Annotated in this window: 21 protein-coding genes; all 21 read left to right on the top strand. The window is 28.5% G+C overall.

Annotated features, from left to right (window positions below; translation table 11 throughout):
• Window positions 1-2: 2 nt before the first annotated feature.
• The 21 genes from rfbC (at window position 3) to ITB9_RS11055 (ending at window position 21,544) form a co-directional block, all read left to right on the top strand.
• Entirely contained in the window at window positions 3-545 is a 543-nt protein-coding gene (gene rfbC, locus ITB9_RS11155) for a dTDP-4-dehydrorhamnose 3,5-epimerase (protein WP_054852287.1), read from the top strand.
• Window positions 545-1,396 (top strand): dTDP-4-dehydrorhamnose reductase, encoded by an 852-nt coding sequence (rfbD, locus tag ITB9_RS11150; RefSeq protein ID WP_054852286.1) that lies wholly within the window; start codon window positions 545-547, stop codon window positions 1,394-1,396. The genes rfbC and rfbD overlap by 1 nt, the downstream gene beginning before the upstream one ends.
• 227 nt (window positions 1,397-1,623) lie before the next feature.
• Complete coding sequence (gene gmd, locus ITB9_RS11145; protein ID WP_054852285.1) at window positions 1,624-2,709, top strand: GDP-mannose 4,6-dehydratase; 1,086 nt, start codon at window positions 1,624-1,626, stop codon at window positions 2,707-2,709.
• Between the two features lie 12 nt (window positions 2,710-2,721).
• A complete protein-coding gene (locus ITB9_RS11140; protein ID WP_054852284.1) occupies window positions 2,722-3,888 on the top strand; it encodes a DegT/DnrJ/EryC1/StrS aminotransferase family protein in 1,167 nt (388 codons plus the stop codon).
• Entirely contained in the window at window positions 3,881-4,816 is a 936-nt protein-coding gene (locus ITB9_RS11135; protein ID WP_054852283.1) for a GDP-L-fucose synthase, read from the top strand. The genes ITB9_RS11140 and ITB9_RS11135 overlap by 8 nt, the downstream gene beginning before the upstream one ends.
• Before the next feature lie 10 nt (window positions 4,817-4,826).
• Entirely contained in the window at window positions 4,827-5,444 is a 618-nt protein-coding gene (locus ITB9_RS11130) for a DNRLRE domain-containing protein (protein WP_054852282.1), read from the top strand.
• Between the two features lie 13 nt (window positions 5,445-5,457).
• Entirely contained in the window at window positions 5,458-6,729 is a 1,272-nt protein-coding gene (locus ITB9_RS11125) for an O-antigen ligase (RefSeq protein ID WP_082396173.1), read from the top strand.
• The gene (locus ITB9_RS11120) at window positions 6,719-8,212 is read left to right on the top strand and encodes an oligosaccharide flippase family protein (RefSeq protein WP_054852280.1); all 1,494 of its coding nucleotides are present in this window, start codon (window positions 6,719-6,721) and stop codon (window positions 8,210-8,212) included. The genes ITB9_RS11125 and ITB9_RS11120 overlap by 11 nt, the downstream gene beginning before the upstream one ends.
• Window positions 8,199-9,323: a hypothetical protein gene (locus ITB9_RS11115; RefSeq protein WP_187294267.1), complete on the top strand. Its 1,125-nt coding sequence runs from the start codon at window positions 8,199-8,201 to the stop codon at window positions 9,321-9,323. Before ITB9_RS11120 ends, ITB9_RS11115 begins: the two co-directional genes overlap by 14 nt.
• Window positions 9,298-10,473: a glycosyltransferase family 4 protein gene (locus ITB9_RS11110; RefSeq protein WP_054852278.1), complete on the top strand. Its 1,176-nt coding sequence runs from the start codon at window positions 9,298-9,300 to the stop codon at window positions 10,471-10,473. Before ITB9_RS11115 ends, ITB9_RS11110 begins: the two co-directional genes overlap by 26 nt.
• A gap of 58 nt (window positions 10,474-10,531) precedes the next feature.
• Window positions 10,532-11,668, top strand: a complete 1,137-nt coding sequence (locus ITB9_RS11105; protein WP_148638436.1) for a hypothetical protein — start codon at window positions 10,532-10,534, stop codon at window positions 11,666-11,668.
• Window positions 11,665-12,864, top strand: coding sequence for a glycosyltransferase family 4 protein (locus ITB9_RS11100; RefSeq protein ID WP_054852276.1), 1,200 nt, complete (start codon window positions 11,665-11,667; stop codon window positions 12,862-12,864). Before ITB9_RS11105 ends, ITB9_RS11100 begins: the two co-directional genes overlap by 4 nt.
• A gap of 1 nt (window position 12,865) precedes the next feature.
• Window positions 12,866-13,474, top strand: coding sequence for a sugar transferase (locus tag ITB9_RS11095; protein WP_054852275.1), 609 nt, complete (start codon window positions 12,866-12,868; stop codon window positions 13,472-13,474).
• Window positions 13,475-13,485: 11 nt separating this feature from the next.
• Window positions 13,486-14,478, top strand: coding sequence for a beta-ketoacyl-ACP synthase III (locus tag ITB9_RS11090; RefSeq protein WP_054852274.1), 993 nt, complete (start codon window positions 13,486-13,488; stop codon window positions 14,476-14,478).
• Window position 14,479: 1 nt separating this feature from the next.
• Window positions 14,480-15,148 (top strand): SDR family NAD(P)-dependent oxidoreductase, encoded by a 669-nt coding sequence (locus ITB9_RS11085; protein WP_054852273.1) that lies wholly within the window; start codon window positions 14,480-14,482, stop codon window positions 15,146-15,148.
• Between the two features lie 2 nt (window positions 15,149-15,150).
• Window positions 15,151-15,687, top strand: a complete 537-nt coding sequence (locus tag ITB9_RS11080) for a GNAT family N-acetyltransferase (RefSeq protein ID WP_054852272.1) — start codon at window positions 15,151-15,153, stop codon at window positions 15,685-15,687.
• A gap of 55 nt (window positions 15,688-15,742) precedes the next feature.
• Window positions 15,743-16,780 (top strand): hypothetical protein, encoded by a 1,038-nt coding sequence (locus ITB9_RS11075; RefSeq protein WP_054852271.1) that lies wholly within the window; start codon window positions 15,743-15,745, stop codon window positions 16,778-16,780.
• A complete protein-coding gene (locus ITB9_RS11070; protein WP_054852270.1) occupies window positions 16,773-17,798 on the top strand; it encodes a GNAT family N-acetyltransferase in 1,026 nt (341 codons plus the stop codon). The genes ITB9_RS11075 and ITB9_RS11070 overlap by 8 nt, the downstream gene beginning before the upstream one ends.
• A gap of 3 nt (window positions 17,799-17,801) precedes the next feature.
• A complete protein-coding gene (locus ITB9_RS11065; RefSeq protein ID WP_054852269.1) occupies window positions 17,802-18,359 on the top strand; it encodes a sugar transferase in 558 nt (185 codons plus the stop codon).
• Window positions 18,356-19,483 (top strand): DegT/DnrJ/EryC1/StrS aminotransferase family protein, encoded by a 1,128-nt coding sequence (locus tag ITB9_RS11060; RefSeq protein ID WP_054852268.1) that lies wholly within the window; start codon window positions 18,356-18,358, stop codon window positions 19,481-19,483. The genes ITB9_RS11065 and ITB9_RS11060 overlap by 4 nt, the downstream gene beginning before the upstream one ends.
• Before the next feature lie 99 nt (window positions 19,484-19,582).
• Window positions 19,583-21,544, top strand: coding sequence for a nucleoside-diphosphate sugar epimerase/dehydratase (locus ITB9_RS11055; protein ID WP_054852267.1), 1,962 nt, complete (start codon window positions 19,583-19,585; stop codon window positions 21,542-21,544).
• Window positions 21,545-21,546 lie beyond the last annotated feature (2 nt).

The following is a 21,546-nucleotide window of genomic DNA, read 5'->3' as shown; positions in this document are numbered from 1 at the left end:
TCATGAATATAGTCCAAACAAAACTTAAAGACTGCTATATTTTTGAGCCAACTGTATTTGGTGATAATCGTGGTTATTTTTTTGAAAGTTATAATAAAGTAAAATTTGAGTCTTTAATAGGTAAATCCGTTAACTTTATTCAAGACAATGAGGCGTTTTCTAATAAAGGTGCTTTAAGAGGACTTCATTTTCAAAAAGGAGAATTTGCTCAAGCAAAATTAGTAAGAGTGACTCATGGTCTTGTATTGGATGTAGCAGTAGATTTGCGAAAAGATTCTGAAACCTTTTTACAACACATCGCTGTAGAGTTGTCTTCGGACAATAAAAAACAATTGTTTGTGCCTCGAGGATTTGCTCATGGTTATGTCGTTTTAAGCGATACAGCAATGTTTAATTATAAATGTGACAATGTTTATAATAAAGCATCAGAAGGTGGTGTAATCTATAGTGATCAAGACTTAAAAATAGACTGGAAACTTAATCCTGAGCTATTTATTGTTTCAGAGAAAGATAAAATCCTTCCAACAATAAAAGAATTATATTAATGAAAAAAATCCTTGTAACAGGTTCAAAAGGACAACTAGGATTATGTTTAAAAACAAAATCTAAAGAGCTAAATACTTTAGATTTTGTTTTTTTAGATAGTAAAGAATTGGATATTACTAATGTTAATCAAATAAACCAAGTTTTTAAAAACAATAACTTTGATTATTGCATTAATTGTGCTGCATATACTGCAGTTGATAAAGCAGAAGATGATAATGACAAAGCATATAATATAAACGTCTTTGGAGCCAGAAATTTAGCTCAAGCCTCTAAAAAATTTAAGGTCATATTAATTCATATATCAACAGATTTTGTTTTTAATGGTAAGGCTAAAAAACCTTATAAAGAAACAGATTTAACAAGCCCTTTAGGTGTATATGGAGCTACGAAGTTAAAAGGTGAAAAAGAAATTCAATCAATTTTAAATGAGTACTATATAGTTAGAACCTCTTGGCTCTACTCAGAATTTAAAAATAATTTTGTAAAAACAATGCTTAATTTAGCAACTAGAAAGACTGAGTTAAGTATAATTAATGACCAAATAGGAACACCTACTAACGCTAATGATTTATCAGACGTAATAGCAAAAATAATTAGGAGTGATAAAAACAAATTCGGCTTGTATCATTACAGTAACTTAGGAGAAACAACATGGTATGAATTTGCACAAAAAATTTTTGATTTAACAAATACTAAAATCAAATTAACACCTATAACTACAGCTCAATATGTAACCAAAGCATTAAGACCCAAATATAGCGTCATGGATAAATCAAAAATAATAGACACCTTTGATTTAGAGATTTTAAATTGGTCTAAAAGTTTAGAAAAAAACATCACTAAAATGTAATTATATTAAAACATTTATTTAAAATTAATTCATAACTAAATATTTAAAACAAATAAGTACGTTCTGTATTTTAAGAAGAATTCCTACCGTACATGACATAAACACTAGTACTAATTTAATTTAAGAGTAAACAAGAAAGACTAATAATTGGTTTTCACTTTAAAAACAATATCTTTGACCCATATTATGGTAATTTCATAACCAATTAGTTAAAAAATAGAAATATAATGCAACAAAAAAAAGCACTAATAACAGGTATAACTGGTCAAGATGGATCTTTCTTAGCTGAGTTATTAATTGAAAAAGGATATGAAGTACATGGTGTAATCAGAAGAAGTTCTTCTTTTAATACGGAAAGGATAGAACACTTGTATATTGATGAGTTAATTAGAGACCTGCACTCTAACAGAAAAATAACACTTCATTATGGTGACATGACGGATACTTCAAACTTAATAAGATTAGTTAAGCAAATTGAACCAGATGAAATCTATAATTTAGCAGCACAATCGCATGTTAAAGTCTCTTTTGATTTGCCAGAATATACTGCTAAAACAGATGCTTTAGGCACGTTAAGCTTATTAGAGGCTGTTAGGATATGTGAGTTAGAAAAGAAAACTAGAATATATCAAGCATCTACTTCAGAGCTTTATGGAAAAGTACAAGAAATCCCTCAGAAGGAAACGACTCCTTTCTATCCAAGATCTCCCTATGGAGTTGCAAAAATGTACGCATATTGGATTACAAAAAATTATAGAGAATCTTACGGTATGTATGCTGTTAACGGTATCTTGTTTAATCATGAGTCTGAAAGACGTGGGGAAACATTTGTAACTAGAAAAATCACCCTTGCAGCCTCTAGGATTGCGGAAGGAACTCAAGATAAATTATATTTAGGAAATTTAGATTCGTTAAGAGATTGGGGATATGCTAAAGACTATGTTGAGTGTATGTGGCTAATGTTACAACACCCAGAGCCAGAAGATTTTGTAATAGCAACAGGAAAGCAATATTCAATTAGACACTTTAGTGAATTATCATTTAAAGAAGTAGGAATTGATATTATATGGGAAGGTAAAGGTGTAGAAGAAATCGGTAAATGTAAAAAAACAGGCAAAGTATTAATAGAAGTAGATCCAAAATACTTTAGGCCTGCAGAAGTTGAAACTTTACTTGGTGATCCATCAAAAGCAAACAAATTATTAGGATGGAACTCTAGTAAAACCCCAATTGAAGAGTTAGTTAAAATTATGATCAAACATGACCTTCAATTAGCAAAAAAAGAACACACTATAAAAAAATCATTTGATTAAAAATATTTTATAATGAGATATACCTTATCTGATAATACTTGGGATAATAAAGAGTTTGAAGCTTTAAATGAAGTTATAGCATCTGGATTCTTCTCAATGGGAGAAAAAGTAAAAGCTTTTGAACTGGACTTTGCTAAAAAATTCAATTCAAAATATGCAGTGATGTCTAACTCTGGATCATCAGCTAATTTATTAGCAATAGCAGCTTTAGTTTATTCAAAAAAACTTAACGCTGGTGATGAGGTTTTAGTACCTGCTGTATCTTGGAGTACAACCTACTTTCCCTTATCTCAACATAATTTAAAATTAAAGTTTATTGACATAGATGCAAAAACTTTAAATATAGACGTTACTCAAGTAGAAGCAGCAATTACCCCTAATACTAAAGCTATCTTTGCAGTAAATTTACTTGGTAATCCAAATGATTTTGACACATTAAATAATATATGTAAAAAACATAATTTAATCCTTTTAGAGGATAATTGTGAATCAATGGGAGCTTTTTATAAAGGTAAAGCTGCCGGAACAATTGGAGAAATGGGGACATACTCTACTTTTTACTCTCATCATCTTTGCACAATGGAGGGAGGGATGACAGTTACAGATAACGAAGAGCTTTATCATTACATGTTATCTATTAGAGCGCATGGTTGGACAAGAAACCTACCAAAAGACAGTAAAATATATAAGAAAAAAGAAGATGCTTTTTACGAAAGCTTCAATTTTATAATGCCAGGATATAACCTAAGACCAATCGAAATGGAAGGGGCTTTAGGGGTTGAGCAATTAAAGAAATTAGATGGTATTATTGACCAAAGACGTGAAAATGCTAAATATTTTAAATCTCAAATTAATGGCTTAGAAGGATATAGATTTCAACAAGAAACAGAGGACAGTTCTTGGTTTGGGTTTGCAATAATTTTAGAAGGAAAAAACAAAGGTAAGAGAAGCCAATTAGTGAAACTTTTAGATCAAAATAATATTGATGCAAGACCAGTCGTTGCAGGTAATTTTGTGAGAAATAAAGCAGTTGAGTATTTAGATTATAGTGTGCATAATTCATTGGAAAATGCTGACTACATTCATGACGAAGCTTTTTTTGTAGGTAATCATTCTAAAGACAATAAAGAGCATGTAGACCGTTTAATAAGTTGTCTTAAATCTTTTTCAAATGCATAAAGATGCTAAAATATATGTAGCTGGACATAATGGTATGTTGGGCTCTGCTATTGTAAGAGCACTAAAAAAAGAAGGTTATCACAACATTGTTTTTAGAAGATCTTTTGAATTAGATTTAAAAAAACAAGAAGCAGTTAATAGTTTTTTTAAAACCGAAAAGCCAGAATATGTATTTTTAGTTGCTGCAAAAGTTGGTGGAATTGGTGCCAATATTGAAAGGCCAGCTGAGTTTTTATATGATAATTTAATGATTAATTCCAATATCATCGAAGCTGCATACCAAAATAAAGTGTCTAAATTACTATTTTTAGGTAGTTCTTGTATATACCCAAGATTATCTCAACAACCTATGAAAGAAGAGTACCTTTTAGATGGTAAATTAGAGCCAACTAACGAAGGGTATGCCTTAGGCAAAATTGCAGGAATTAAACTTTGCGAGTATTATAATAAGCAATATGGGACAAACTTTATATCAGCAATGCCACCTAATTTGTATGGTGAAAATGATAATTTTGATCCAGCACATTCTCATGTTATAGGAGCTCTTTTAAGAAAATTTCACACTGCCAAAACAAACAACGATTCAGAGGTAGTAATGTGGGGTACGGGAAGTGCTAAAAGAGAGTTTATGTATGTTGATGACGCAGCTAGTGCTTGCTTATTTTTAATGAATAACTACAATGAGAATCAACATATTAATATTGGTTCAGACGAGGATGTTCAAATCTTAGAATTAGCAGAAATAATTAAAGGAATCACAGGATTTGAAGGTCAAATAGTTAAAGATACTACAAAACCAGACGGTATGCCTAGAAAGCTAATGGATAGCTCTAAAATGCATGAGTTAGGTTGGAAACACTCTGTTGAATTAAAAGAGGGGTTAGAAAAAACCTTTAAATTTTTTTTAGAACAAGAAAAACAAAGATAAATTTTACAAAATGAAGTTTTTTAAAATAATAATTTCACTAAGCATCTTATCGTTTTGTTCTTGTAATAATAACAAAACAATAAAAGCAGTTTTTCAACCAGATGAAATTCTGGGTAAGGATGTAGTTATATCCGAGGCATATGAAGAGAGAAACTACTCGCATTTAGAGAGATTACATTTATTATCGTTGACAGTTCAAGATACTATAGACAATGATAGTCGGTTTTTAATTCGTTTTGGGTTTGCTTCAATTCCTCAAACTGCAAAAATAGATTCAGCTTTTATATATTTGAAAGCAATCGAACCTGGACATTTTGGAGAGAAAAATTCGTTTTACATACAACGCTCTAAATCAGTTTGGATTAATAAAGACGTCAATTGGCAGAATCAACCAGAAGGAGACGAAACTGATCAAATTTTAATAGATGCTCCAACAGATAAAATGCAATCCTACAAAATAGACGTTACTAATTACGTTGAAAATGTAATTAATAAAACCTATCCTAATTATGGATATATATTTAGGCTAGAGAGTGAAGAAAAGCCTTATAAAGGTATTCGATTTTGCTCCAGTAATCATTTAAATGAAGATAGTAGGCCTAAATTAGAGGTTTTTTATAGAGAATAAAATAGTGTCATAAATGAATTCAGTTTTATTTCAAATTAATAATAATAAGCAGAAAATTTCTTTTCTGCTTATTTGTTTATTAATGTTTTTCCCGATGTTTGAGGTTAAAACAAACTCTAAAATTATACTGTTTTTTTTTATTTTTAGTGTCGTATTAAATTTTAAAAAAGGAATTAACTCTATTAAGAATACCCCTTTAAAAGGCTTGGTAATAAATAGTTTGTTTTTTTTACTATTAATAGTTTCTATAATTTATACTTCGGACAAAAACACAGGGCTTAAAGTTATTACCAGACAATTATCGTTTATTTTATTTCCAATAATTGTTTTTTATTTCATTAATCTTACAAAAAAACAACTAATTATTTTAGCTAAATTATTTGTCTTAGCTAACGTATTATCTGTTCTTTATTTGTGTTTTAAGCTTTCTGAAAACGTCTCTATTTTAGAAGTCGCTACTAATAATTTTGATTTTAGATCAATAATTAATACAGGCACTTATAAGGATTGGCATCCAACGTATATTAGCGCGTTTATATTGACTAGTATAATATTATTGATTGAGTCTTGTTATTCTGTAAGTAAAAAGGCTTACAAAGCATTAGTTATAGTAATTGTAATAGCACTTAGTTTGTTTTTATTTATGCTTAATTCTAGAGCAGTAGTATATTCTTATATTATCATTATACCTGTATATATATTTATAAAAACCAAAACTCTAAAAGGTAGAGTTATATTTCTTTTATTATGTATTCCGTTTTTAGTTGGATTTTATTATTTATTGATGAATAATTTTTCTTTAAATTATAGGTTAGTACTGCAACTAGAGAAAGTCTATACTTGGTTGACAGACGCTACAGTGTCTACAAGTGGTATAGATGGTAGGTATTTTATAAACCAATGTAATACCAATTTGTTTTTAAATAATCCATTTTTAGGCTATGGAATTGGAGATGTAAGTTATAACTTAAGTAATTGTTATTTGGATATGGAGTTTATGGGGTTATATTATAATAATTTAAACACACATAATAACTATTTTTATCTATTACTATCGGGCGGTTTAGTAACTCTTTTTGCATTTTTAGTTTTAATAATTAACAATATGATTTTGTCCATAAAAACTAAAAATTATGCTTATTTCTTTGTTTTAACCCTATTAATGGTGGTGTTTTTAACAGAGACATTTTTTGAAAGATTAAACGGGATTATATTTTTTTCAGCCTTTAATTCATTGTATTATTATTACGTTTCAAATTTTCAAAAATTAAATAATGAGTATTAAAAATAATCTATATAATATATTTGGGGGAGCAGGTAGAGCTATTCTGTTTCTTTTAACCATCCCATTGATGGTTAATTATATGGGTGTGGAAAAATTTGGTGTTTGGGCTCTAATTACTTCTATTGGTAACATAGCCTTAATGCTTGATGTCGGTATTGCTTCTACAACAATGCACTTTGTTTCAGAAATTAATGCTCTGGAAACTAAGGAGGAGGTAGAGCATAAAACTAAAACAGTGATACCCATTTTACTTATAATTAATGTTTTGCTTAGTGCAATTGTAGCGATATCTTTTTTGTTTTTTACTACAGAAATAGCACATGTTTTTTTAAATAATAGTATAGTCAGTGATGATATTATTATTGCCTTAAGATGGATTGGTTTATACTCTTCAATAATGTTAATTCAACATTTGTTTTCAGGTATTATGCAAGCTTACAATCAATTTTTGACAGTTAACATTATTAAATTTATTAATATTTTTGTTATAAATATTGGGTTATTGGTTTTTAGTTTTTTAGAAGAAGACTTTGTAACACTTACATTTTACATGTTTTCAATTAGTATTTTAACCTTATTGACTTACATTTATTTAGCCTCAAAAAAGTTAAATATTTTTAAAATAAAACCCAAATTTGATTATCAAACTACAAAAAACATTATAAGTTATTCTGGAACAACTTGGGTAGGTTATTTCGGAAGTGTTATTTTTACCCAATTTGATAAAATAATCATAGGTAAAATAACAACACCAGAAATACTAGGTATTTATGCAGCAATAATTTCTATCACTAGTTATATTAGTTCAATTGCAACTGTTGGGTTACAACCAATAATTCCGAGGCTTACAGAGCTTTGGACCAAAGTTAAAACAAAAAAGGAAGAATTTGTAAATGAGTATAAACACGCTATCCAATTTAATACTTTCTTGATATTCTTTGCATCCCTTTTAATGCTAATCATTTATAAGGTGTTATTAGAAAATATTATGAATATTAATTTAGATATCTATCCAGATTCTATTTTAGCTTTCAAATTAGCTATTTTTATATATGCATTTAATTCTTTAAGTATTCCAGGGTTTTACACACTTATGGCAATTAAAAAGACAAAGTATATTGGGATTTGGCAGTTGACAGGTTCTTTTCTAGCATTATTTAGTATTTATTTATTTGGTCAATCTTATGGTTTATACGGTGTAATTATTGGTAATATTGGATTAATTATAACTTTAATGTTTAATATTATTACAGCTAAGATTATTGTAAAAAAACCGTTTGAATGGTTTAAATATATCTTTAAACCAATACTAATTTTTAGTATTACAATTAGTTTAATTTTAATGGTTAATAATGTTTATCTAAACTCTTTATTTGCCTTAATTGCAATTGTTTTATTAGTGATTTGGTATTTTAATCAACAACCAGAATTATTAATTATTATTTCTAACGTTATAAAGAAGAGGAAAAATGAAGTTCTTTAAATTTCTTAGCGAAAACCTTTTTAGGAAGTCTTTTGTTATAATCTTCATTTTGACATTCTTCTTGTATTCATTTTCATTTAGATTTAGTTTTTTACTTTATATTGTACCTTTAGCTTTTTTTATTGCCTATCTTTTTTTTAATAGAAATTTTAAAATAAAACTTAAAGCTTTAATCTTTTACTTTTTATTAATATCATTTGCACTTTTATTATTTGCTGGAGGTCTAATTGATTTTGATTTTTTAGTTAGAGTTAAATCAGCTATGTATCTTGCTTTATTTTTTATACCAATGAGTTATATTTTTTATTGTGAAGTAGATAAACATGATTTACAAACCACATATAAAAATTTATTATTGTCCTACTTTATACTTGGGCTTTTTATATTTTTTCTACATTCTAATGGTTTAATAAATAGTAATAGATATCAGCATGTAGGTAATATCTTGGCGGGTTTAACAATTTTACTTTTTGGTCTTAAATCTAAATGGTATAAATGGATTTTTATTTCTATAATTTTCTTTTTATTGCTTTTATCAGGCTCTAGACAAGCACTTGTAGGGCTAGTATTTACTTTAATGGTGTACTTGTTAGTATCTAACTTTAAAAGCGTTATGTACGCTACTATAGTAGGTTTAATTATATTTTTAAATTGGGATTATATTTTTAAAAAAATTGAATTGTTTGCTCATGAAAAAAATATAGCAACACTAATACGTATGACTTATGCAATTAAATCTAATGGAGGTGCGAGTGTACAAGTAAGATTTGACATTTATAAAAATTTGATTCAAGAAATTAATTTTTTACCCAACCTTTCTTTTTCTCCAAATAAAGATTCATTGTTACCACATAATTTTTTTCTTGAATATTTCGTAACCTCAGGTTATCTTCTTGGAAGTCTATTTTTTATATTTATTATATATCTTTTTATACAGACTATTTACAATCATAAAAACAATGTTTTAGTATATTTTTCAATATTCTATTTTGTTCCCTTTAATGTGTCTTCAGGTTTGACATCCGCAAAATATTTTTTATATTATTGTTTGTTAGTCATTATTATTCAATCAAAAAAAGTAAAACATGAAAGTCTTATTAGTAAGCGGTAGTGTAAGTAACTCAGGTCATGGGACAGTGTATTTAAACAATATACATAAAAACTTAAAGGATATTGATACAGATATTTTTGTACCCAAAGATGCTATTTTAGGAGACACGGATATTGATGTAAACAGCATACATAAAAGTGATTTAACCTTCTCTAAATTATCAAGGCAAAACTATGCTAAGTATGGTAAATTGGGTATAGTTAAAAGGGGTTTCGACAGGGTTTTTAATGGTATTAAATTTCACAAAGATTTACTAAAACATTTAAAAATTAAAAACTATGATGTTGTCCATATTCTTGATTCAGAATATATATCGTATTGGTATTTAGCTAAAAAACTAAAAAAAAAGCATGTAAGATTAGTTTACACATTACATGCTTCAGATTTTAATTTGCAATCTTTTACAATTGGATCGGTTTACAAGTATCTAATTAAAACTATGCTAAACAAAAGTTTTAGTAAAACAGCCCATGTTGTATGTCATGGAGAGTGGATTAAGGATAGATTAGTTTTGGCATTTCCAAAATTAAAAAACAAAATTTCTGGTATTGATTACCCAAGTAATGCGTATACAGAAATTGATAAAGACAACCTTAAAGCAGAACTTGGAGTACCTTTAGATAAAACTATTATATCATTTTTAGGAATGATAAGACGTGACAAAAAAATAGAGGTTGCAATTCAAACTATTAAACAATTACCAGATAATTTTCATTTTGTTATAGCAGGAAGTTTATCTGATTATAAGTTAGAAGAGATTGAAAGCCTAATAAAAGAGGCTAAAATAGAAAGCAGAGTAACCAGAACATTTAAATATTTGAGTTTAAAAGAATATGAAGATAATTTTAAGGCTTCAGATATTTTTTTATCAACACATAGTGATAGTTTCCCTTCTGCTAGCGGACCTGTAAGTGATGCCAGATCCTACGGTGTACCTGTAGTAGTACCTCCCAAAGGACAACTAGAAATGTATGTAAATATTAATAAAGTAGGTCAGGTAGCAAAAAAGCATAATGCTAAGGACTTTGCTGACGCCTGTTTACTTGTTAATAATGAAATTAACCACTATAAGAATAATGTTATTAAAGTTTCTCAAAATCTGTCATGGGAAAGTTTCGGAAATAAACATGTAAGTATCTATAATGGGTAAAATAACGGACAAAATTTATAATAAAAACTTTCTATTAAAAAATAGTTTGCTGTTTTTTTTGACATACGATTTTATTATAAAATTATTTGTATCTTATGATATAGCCAATCTTACATATTATAGATATGGTATTGTTTTTAAAATATTAATTATAATTAGTGCTTACATCTCTTACCATCAATATAAAGTTGATTACAAGTTTTTAACTCCAATAATTTTACTATCTATTTCGTTTTTAGTTAGTCAATTATCCTTCTCTTCTACATTAAATCAAGCAAATATTTTATTTAATGGACACTATTTTTTAAATAGTGTATTTGCATTATTATTTGTTTATATGTTTAATAAAACGATAATTTTAAGGGTTTTAAATTACCAAATAAAATTTTTCATTTGGTTTATGGCATTAAATTCTGTGGCAATATTGATAGGCTATTTTTTTAGCTTAAATATTTTTAAATCTTATTTTTTTGGAGGAACTAGGTTTGGGTTTCAAGGGTTGTTATTATATCATAGTGAAGCTGGTTATATTTATTTTATAGCTATATGTATGGCTTATTATTTATACCTTAAAAATAGTAACGCGTTTTTAGGAGGAGTGTTACTTTTACTTTTTGTTACTTCATTTATAATTGGGACAAAAAAAGCATCATTTCTATCTTTAATATTTTTTCTATATTTTTTTATTGACAATATCAAGTTGCTAAAAAAAAGAGGAACTTATTATTTTTTAGCAAGTATTTTAATTATTACCTTTTTATTTAGACATATAATTGTAGATATTTTTACTAAACAGTTTTCTTTATTTGTAAGATTGTATTCAGAAGAAGGCTTTTTTACATCTTTCACTTCTTATAGGAATGTACTTTTACAAAAGTATTTTATTCCTTATATTAATGATAATTGGGGTGTTTTAAATTATATATTTGGAGGACCAAAATTTGCAAATAGTCGAGTTGAGTTAGAATTATTTGATTTAATACTCTTTTTTGGGCTTGGTGGCATTGTTGCATATGTTTCGTTCTTCAAAAATCTTTGTACAAGTTCTACTAAGTATTCTAATTTCATAATATTTAGTCTTATTTTCGCATCATTATTCTCGGGGAATTTACTTTCAAGTGTTAATACAATGGTAATCATGTTTGTGTCTGTACTATTTATTAACTACGATAGAGAACAAAGTTTACAGAAATGAAAATAGTTTACATACATCAATATTTTAGAAAACCAACAGAGTCTGGAGGTACTAGATCATATTGGATAGCCAAAGAGTTAATTAAGAAAAATCATGATGTTTTAGTTATAAGTACTAAAAACAACATGCATACTTCAAAAAAACACGAAATTGTTGATGGGATTAAAGTATTATACTTAAACGTACCATACTCTAACAACTTATCAATCATAGCTAGAATTAAGTCTTTCTTGTCATTTATGTTTATGTCAAGTTATTACTTATTAAAAGAAAAAAATGTAGATGCTGTTTTTGCAACATCGACACCTTTAACAGTTGGATTTCCTGCATTAATAGGTAAATGGTTTAAAAAGATTCCATATACTTTTGAAGTTAGAGATTTATGGCCTGAAGTGCCAATCCAAATGGGTGCTTTAAAAAACAAACTGTTAATAAAATTAGCTGTAGGGTTTGAAAAAACAATATATAAAAATGCTAGCCATATTATTGCATTATCACCAGGCATGGAAAAAGGCGTGTTAAAGTTTATTAAAGACCGCACAAAAGTTAGCATGATACCAAACATGTCTAAGATTCATGAGTTTTTTCCTAGAACAGTATCAGACCAGCAAAAAACAAACTTAGGTTTAAATCCGCAAAAGTTTAATTGTATTCATTTTGGAGCAATGGGTAGGGCTAACGGTTTAGAACACCTTTTTGAAGCAGCAAAATATGCAAAAGACAACAATATAACGACCATTAATTTTGTGTTTTTAGGTGAAGGTGTTTTATTTGAAACCTTTAAAAAATATGTACAAGACAACGCATTAGATAATGTAAAATTTTTAGGCACAAAAGCATTGATTGAAGTGTCAGAAATTGTAAATGCATGTGACGTGTCACTTGTTAGTTTCGCTAATATTGAAATTTTAAAAACTAATTCACCTAACAAATTATTTGATTCTTTATCTGCAGGTAAACCAATAATAGTTAATTCTGCAGGTTGGACTAAAACCATGGTAGAGGATAATAATTGTGGTTTTTATGCTGACATTACAAGTCCACAGCAATTAGTTGAAAAAATACAGGTTTTACAGAAAGATATAGATTTATATAATACGTTTTCTATTAACTCTAGACAGTTAGCAGAGACTAAATACGATAAGTCTATCCTAGTGCCACAAGTAGTTAAAGTTATTGAAAATACAAAAAAATAGAATGTACAAAAACGTCTTTAAACCATTTTTTGATTTTATAGCAGCATTACTATGCTTATTAGTTTTTAGCCCAATATTTATTATTGTCTACTTGTCATTGGCATATGTAAATAAAGGAAATCCTTTTTTTTTCCAGACTAGACCTGGTAAAAATGGTAAACTTTTTAATATTATTAAGTTTAAAACGATGACAGAGGACAAAGATAAAAACGGAGTGTTATTACCGGATGTTGACCGCTTAACTAATTTAGGTAAATTTGTAAGAAAAACATCCTTGGATGAGTTACCACAGTTAATAAATGTAATAAAAGGAGATATGAGTATTATTGGTCCTAGACCTTTACTACCACATTATTTAGAGTTATATACAGACGAACAAAAAAAAAGACATCTAGTTAGACCAGGGATTACAGGATTGTCTCAAGTTAAAGGTAGAAACTTAATGAAATTTAGTCAGCGTTTTATAAATGATACTTGGTATGTAGAAAATCTTACCTTTGTGTTAGATATAAAAATTGTGTTTTTAACCATTAAAAAAATAATATCATCAGAAGGTATTGTTTCTGGACAAGATGTAACGGATGTCGATGATTTAGGTTTTAATAAATAGTATAAAAATTTATGAGTAAATTAGTAAGAAGAGCAAAAATAAAAGGAACAGGGTCTTATACCCCAGATAAAATTTATACTAACGAATTTTTAGAAACTATTGTAGACACAAAGTCTGATTGGATATATAAAAATTTAGGAATTAAAGAACGTCACATAGCTGCTGATGATGAAGCAACAAGTGATTTAGCAGCAAAAGCAGGTTTAAAAGCTATCGAAGCTGCTGGTTTAACGGTAGACGATATTGAGTTAATTGTTGTCGCTACATCTACTCCTGATAGATTAGCACCATCTACAGCATGTATAGTACAGGACAAAATAAAGGCTTATAACGCAGTTGCTTTTGATATATCCGCAGTATGTTCTGGGTTTTTATATGGTATGTCTGTAGTTAGTCAATTTGTAGCAAGCGGAGTTTATAATAATGTATTAATTATTGGAGCAGATACATTTTCTAAAATCACAGATTGGACAAGAAGAGACTGTGTGTTTTTTGGTGATGGTGCAGGCGCAGCAGTTATATCTAACGCTAATGATTCTGAAGGGTTTTTAGCATTTAAATTAGGATCAGATGGTTCTGGAAAAGACAATTTCACTATTCCAGCTGGAGGTTCTCAAACACCAACTTCTAAAAAAACTCTTGAAGAAGGTCTTCATTATTTTCAGATGAATGGTAAAGCAGTATTTGATACAGCAACAAAGGTGTTACCAATGGTTATAAATGATGTTTTAGCACAATCTAACTTGTCAATTAATGACATTAAATACATGATTCCTCATCAACCAAGTATTGGTATTTTGAAAAAAACAGCAGATATTATTGGTCTCCCTTTTGAAAAAGTAATGACTAACATGGATAAATATGCTAACACGTCAGGTGGTACAATACCAATAGTATTAGACGAAACCATAAGATCTGGTAAAGTAAAAAGTGGAGATTATTTACTTTTTGCAGCAGTAGGAAGTGGTTGGACGTATGGAGCAGCAATAATTAAATGGATATAATATGATTATAATTACAGGAGCATCAAAAGGAATTGGAAAATTTTTATACGAATCTTATAAATCTCAAGGATTTGATGTAATTGGTACATACCATTCATCAAAAGTAGAAGGTTTATATAAATTAGATATATCAAATAAATTAGAAGTTGAGCAATTTGTAGAAAGTATTAAGGATAAATTATCAAATGTAGTTTTAATCTCTTGTTCAGGTACTTCATATAGTTCATTTGCTCATAAATCTGATATAGATTTATGGGAAAGTGTTGTGGATGTTAACCTTAAAGGAACATTTAATATAATTAGAAACTTACTTCCTTACATGAGGCAAGATGGATTTGGTAGAATTATCAATTTTTCTTCTGTTGTAGCACAAATGGGGGTGCATGGTACAAGCGCTTATGCAGCATCTAAGTCAGCTTTATGGGGAATGACTAAAGCAATTGCTATAGAAAATGCAACAAAAAATATTACCATAAATAATATAAATTTAGGTTATTTTGAAATTGGAATGGGGCTAGATATGCCTGCTGATTACAAAAAAATCATAATGGAGAAAATTCCTACTAAATCATTTGGTAACCCAGAAGATATAATTAAAACGATAAATTATATTAAAGATACTTCTTACTTAAATGGAGCTAACATAGATTTAAACGGAGCAATTATATAACTATGGAATCAGAAAGAATTTTATTTAAAGCACTAGAAAAAGAAGACTTACCGCTTAGAGTTGAATGGCTAAATAACAAAATAGTGAGAGATACACTATTTGTTCAATTCCCACTGTCTTTAAAAGAAACAGAAGCCTGGTATGAAAGAGTTGTACAAGACAACTCTAGACGTGACCTAATGTTAGTGGAAAAAGAAACAGGTAAAGCAATAGGGTTTGCTGGTTATGTAAATATTGATTGGTTAAACCGTAAAGCAGAACCTTTTATAGCAATTGGTGATACTGAAGCTTGGGGTAAAAGATACGGTACAGAGGTTGTACATTATTTATTAGATTACGGTTTTAATGAACTAGGATTTAATAGACAATATGGCTTCATATTGGACTTCAATAAAGGTGCAGTAAAAATGGATTTAAGAGCAGGTTTTGAGGAAGAAGGTTTACTAATCGATGACGTCTTTGTTCATGGTAAATTTCATAACAGAATCATGGTTGGTGTTACTAGAGATAAGTTTAATAAAAGATTTGATAAAAAGTAGTACTACTCTAAGTTTTGTTATTAAAAAAGGGGTTTATTATATTAATTAGTTTTAAATGAAAAATAAAGAATTTGGTTCAGATTTCCATCTTTGCACTGAGTCCAAGTGGCAAACCAATAACCAAAATTTTTTCTTAAAAAACACAACCTTATTTTTATCTGGCAGAACAGCGCTTTATGCCTTGCTAAAGCAAGGCATTAAAAAGCATAATTGGAAAATAGTATATTTTCCTAGTTACTATTGTCAAGAGGTCGTAAAGTTTATACAAAATTTAACTATAGACGTTAAGATTTATGATTTTAATCCCTTTTTAGACACACTAGATAAAGACTTTAATATTATTGATAGTCCTACGTCTGTAATTATTAATGTAGATTTTTTTGGATTAAAACATCACCTGTTTCCAGCAATCAAAAAAGCAGTTTTAGTTGATGATTTAACTCATAATTTACAAGCCATAAAGACTAGTACTGCTGACTTTATTTTTGGTTCTCTACGTAAGGAGCTGCCAATACCTTCTGGTGGCTTTTTAGCAAGCTCTGATGGTTTTAAATTACCTAAGGGAAAACAAAGTCGTATAGCAAATAGTATAGCTATCAAAAAATTGACAGCAATGTATTTAAAAAAAAGATATTTAGAAGGTTTATCTAATGATAAAGACACCTACAGAGGGATATTTATTGAAAGTGAAGAAAACTTGGAGGGCAAATTAAAAAGTGCTAAAATACCTAAAACAGCTAAGGTAATTTTACAAAATTTAGATATTACCAAAATACTTAAAGCAAAAAAAGAAAATATTAATCAAGTTTTAAGTAATTTAAATATTAATCAAGACATAGTTTTAAATATCCAAAAAGTTAGACTTGGGGCCGGATTAGTATTACAATTAAAGTCAAAAAATAATAGAGACAATCTTAAATCCTATTTAATAAGTAATAAAATATATCCGGCAGTATTATGGCCTGGCCAACGTACAAAAAGAGATATAGAAATTGAAGATAGAGTCCTTTTTTTACATTTAGATTACAGATATAATACACAGGATATTAATCATATAATAAATAAATTAAATTGTTATTTCAGTAATGAATAGTATTAGAATAATCAAACTAAGCGAAAGCCAAGAATGGTCTAATATAATTACTAATAGTGTAAATTATGATTTTTATCATACCCTTGCCTATAATGTATTAGAGACAGAAGGAGAACCTATATTATTGGTGCAATCTTTAGATGACGCATACATTGCTTTGCCAATTATTATTAGGGATATTCCAGAATCAGATTTTAAAGACTGTACATCGGTGTATGGCTATGCAGGACCAATCTCTAATATCGCTTTTGATCAAGTTAGTAAGGCTCTTCTAGACATGTTTCACAACAATGTATTATCCTTTTTTAAACAAACTAAAATTGTATCCTGTTTTTCTAGATTACATCCAATCTTTGAAAACCATAAAATGCTAGACGGATTTGGTAAAACAATTAGCTTAAACAATACGATAGCAATAGATTTAAATTTACCTATTGATATACAAAGACAGAAATATAGAAAGTCTAATAAATATGAAATAAATAAGCTTAAAAAAAATAATTTCTTGGTCATTGAAGCCACTACTAATGAGGAAATAGATGAATTTATTGAAATCTATAGTGATACCATGAAAAGGGTAAATGCTTCGGATAATTACTTCTTTACCAAAGACTATTTCTATTCATTTTTAAAAAACGATTCCTTTGAAGCTAAATTACTTTTAGCTAAAAAAGACGATATAATTACAGCTGGGGCTATTTTTACAGTAACAAATAAAGTAATGCAATATCATTTGGCTGGAACAAAAGCTGAGTTTTCTAAAGATACACCAATGAAGTTAATTTTAGACGAGGCAAGATTATTGGGAAACACCTTAGATTTAGATTACTTACATCTTGGAGGTGGTGTTGGAGGTAGTGATGCAGACTCACTTTACAAATTTAAAGCAGGTTTTTCAGATTTAAATTTTAATTATAAAATTTGGCAATTTATATCAGACCAAGAAGTCTATGACAATTTAGTTGAAATAAAAAATAAAGATACAAGTGGTGGCTTTTTCCCATTGTATAGAGCATAAAAAATGAAAGCTTTTTTTGACAAATTATTATCTTTAATGTTACTTGTAGTCTTGTTACTACCATTATTTTTTTTAATAATTATAGCAAAAACATATAATGGAGGAACAGGTATTTTTAAACAAAAAAGGTTAGGTCAAAAGGGTGAATTATTTACTATTTATAAACTGCAAACTTTCTGTTTAAAGACTAACAAAATTAATAAAGTGGGTTTTTTTTTAAGAAAATATAAATTAGACGAAATTCCACAGATAATTAATATTCTCTTAGGTGATATGAGTTTTGTTGGACCAAGGCCAGAATTACCAATATATTTGGATAAACTAACAGGTGAGTTCAATAAAATATTAGAATTAAAACCAGGTTTAACCAGTTCAGCAACTTTAAAATATATTAACGAAGAACAAATTTTATTAAAGAGTGATAACCCAAAACATTATAATGATTCTGTTATATATCCCGATAAATTAAGACTTAATTTAGAGTACTATTATACGCAGTCCTTTATTGGTGATATTAAAATCATATTAAAAACAGTTGTTAAAATAATTTTTAGAAAATGAACACAAAAATATGGCTATCCTCTCCGCACATGGGAGGCACGGAGCAGAATTATATAAAAGAAGCGTTTGATACTAATTGGGTAGCACCATTAGGACCCAACGTCAATGGTTTTGAAAAAGACTTAGAAACATATTTAGGAGAAAATAAAAAAGTAGCTTGCTTATCTTCTGGTACAGCAGCAATACATTTAGCTCTAGTACAACTTGGTGTCGTATTAAACGATGAGGTGATTTGTCAAACCTTTACTTTTTGTGGATCATCCAACCCAATAGCTTATCAAGGTGCAATTCCGGTTTTTGTAGATAGTGAACCAGAGACTTGGAATATGTGTCCAAAGCATTTAGAAATAGCTATCAAAGATAGATTAGCTAATGGAGTAAAGCCAAAAGCGATTATTATTGTACATTTATACGGAATGCCATCTAAAATAGATGAACTATTAAAAGTTGCTAATAAATATCAAATACCTGTTGTTGAAGACGCTGCAGAAGCTTTAGGGTCTACATACAAAGGAAGACAATGCGGAACATTTGGTGATTTCTCAATTTTATCCTTTAATGGTAACAAAATTATTACAACCTCTGGAGGAGGAGCAATGGTTTGCAATACAGAAAAAGATAAAAATAAAACTATTTTTTATGCAACCCAAGCAAGAGATAACGCGCCGCATTATGAGCATTCTACAATTGGATACAATTATAGAATGAGTAATATTTCGGCAGGTATTGGACGTGGACAAATGGAAGTCTTAGATAAACACATTGGATTAAGACGCGACATGAATGCGTTTTACACTAATCTTTTTAAAGATATAAAAGGTGTCGAGGTTCAAAAGCAGCCTAATTCAGATTTTTATTCAAATTTTTGGTTAAGCTGTATATTAATCCATAAAGATGCACCATTTACAAAAGCAGAATTTCAAAAAGCTATGGATACAGAAAACATTGAGACAAGACCTTTATGGAAGCCTATGCATATGCAACCAATATTTGAGGACAGTTTATATTTTGGAGATGATTTTAGCAAGACCTTATTTGGTAAAGGATTGTGTTTACCTAGTGGCTCTAATTTAACGCAAATAGATTTAGATAGAATTTCTAGAGCAGTAAATAGTCTATTATAGTAGTTTCATTATATGTCAACTTGATGCTTTAAGTTTAATTTTGATTATATTGTCATTAAAATTTAGGATATTTGTTGTCTATTTTTATTAAAATCATAAATGTTAAAACAATTAAAACAAGCTTTAATTCAAGTATTAAAATCTACTAAGAAAAAAATAGATTTTAAAAACGTAAATTATTTACCTAGATGGGCAATACTTTGTTTTGATAGTATTATTTTAATTATGTCATTGTTTTTTACTAAAATTATAGTTAGTAAAATACAAAAAGCAGCTTTTTTTAGTTTAGGTTTTTCAAATGAAGAGTTAATTATTGTTTTATTAAATATTTTATTTTTCATACTGTTTAGGACTTATGCTGGCTTAATAAGACATTCTACTTTTATCGATGCAGCTAAGTTTTTTTTAGCTACTACAGCTACAATTTTAGCAGCTATCTCCATTTATTATGGTTATTTGTTAATTTTAGGTGATGAATTATTCTCTATTCCTCAATTATTTATTTATTCAATTGTATCATTTTGTGGATTATTTTTATTCAGAATTATGGTTAAGCAAGTATTTGAGGTTTATCAACGTTACAGTGAATCTGAAGCAAACTTAAATGTTTTAATTTATGGGACAGATGAAAATGCTATAGCAATAGCAAGCGCTTTAAGATCTGAAAAGCCTTCTAGGTACAAAGTTCTAGGTTTTATTGATAAAGAAGGTAAAAATAAAAGTAAAGAGATATTAGGTTTACCAATAATATTTTTAAAACGTAAAACAGCTGTTCTATTAAGAATATTTAATGCTCAGGCTTTAATTATTGCTGATGGAACGCTTACTAAAGAAGAAAATATTAAGATTGTAGATAGCTGCCTAGAGCATAATTATAAAGTTTTTAGAGCACCTTTAATATCAGATATTGAAACAACAACCAATCTTTCTAATCAGATACAAAAAATTCAGATTGAAGATATTCTAGAAAGAGATCCTATAAAACTAGATAACAAATTAGTTGCTAAAGAAATTTTTAATAAGTGTATTTTAGTTACTGGAGGTGCAGGATCTATTGGTAGCGAGATTGTAAGACAAGTAGCAAGCTATAAACCTAGTAAGTTATTGATTCTTGACCAGGCAGAATCTCCACTTTATAACATTCAATTAGAAATTAAACAGAATTTTCCAGATTTAAATTATGAAGCCATAATAGCAGATGTTAGAAAAGTTGAAGTATTGGAAGATATATTTAAAAAATATAAACCGCAAGTAGTATATCATGCAGCAGCTTATAAACATGTTCCATTAATGGAAAGGCATCCTTCAGAGGCTATTTTTGCCAATATTTTAGGGTCTAAAAATGTTGCTGATTTATCTTATAAATTTAAGGTTGAAAAATTTGTAATGGTATCAACAGATAAAGCTGTAAATCCAAGTAATGTGATGGGAGCTTCTAAGCGTATTGCTGAAATATATGTACAGGCTTTACAAAATAAGGCTATTTTAGACACAAAAAATAAAACTCAATTTGTTACCACAAGATTTGGAAATGTATTAGGAAGCAATGGATCTGTTGTCCCTCTATTTAAAAGACAAATAGAAGAAGGTGGTCCACTTACAATTACTCATCCAGATATTATTAGGTATTTTATGACAATACCAGAAGCTTGTCAATTAGTATTAGAAGCTGGTGCAATGGGTAATGGAGGAGAAATATTCATATTTGATATGGGTAAAGCTGTTAAAATTATTGACCTTGCTAAAAAAATTATTAGACTCGCTGGATTTACACCCTACAAAGAAATAGATATAAAAGTTGTTGGTTTAAGGCCTGGAGAAAAATTATACGAGGAATTATTAAGTGACAAATCTACAACACTACCAACCTATAATGATAAAATAATGATTGCTAAAGTAGAAAATTGTTCGCATCTCCAAATAAATAAGGATATTCAAGAACTATTACTTTTAGCAAAGGAAGAAGACAAAAATATAATGGTCAAAAAAATGAAAGAAATTGTGCCAGAGTTTTTAAGCATGAATTCAGATTTTGAGGTTTTTGATAAGAAAATAGTATAATT

Source organism: Olleya sp. ITB9 (assembly GCF_001315805.1).
GTDB lineage: Bacteria > Bacteroidota > Bacteroidia > Flavobacteriales > Flavobacteriaceae > Olleya > Olleya sediminilitoris.
The sequence above is the reverse complement of the archived record's forward strand: the minus strand, read 5'-3'. Positions and strand labels throughout refer to the sequence as shown.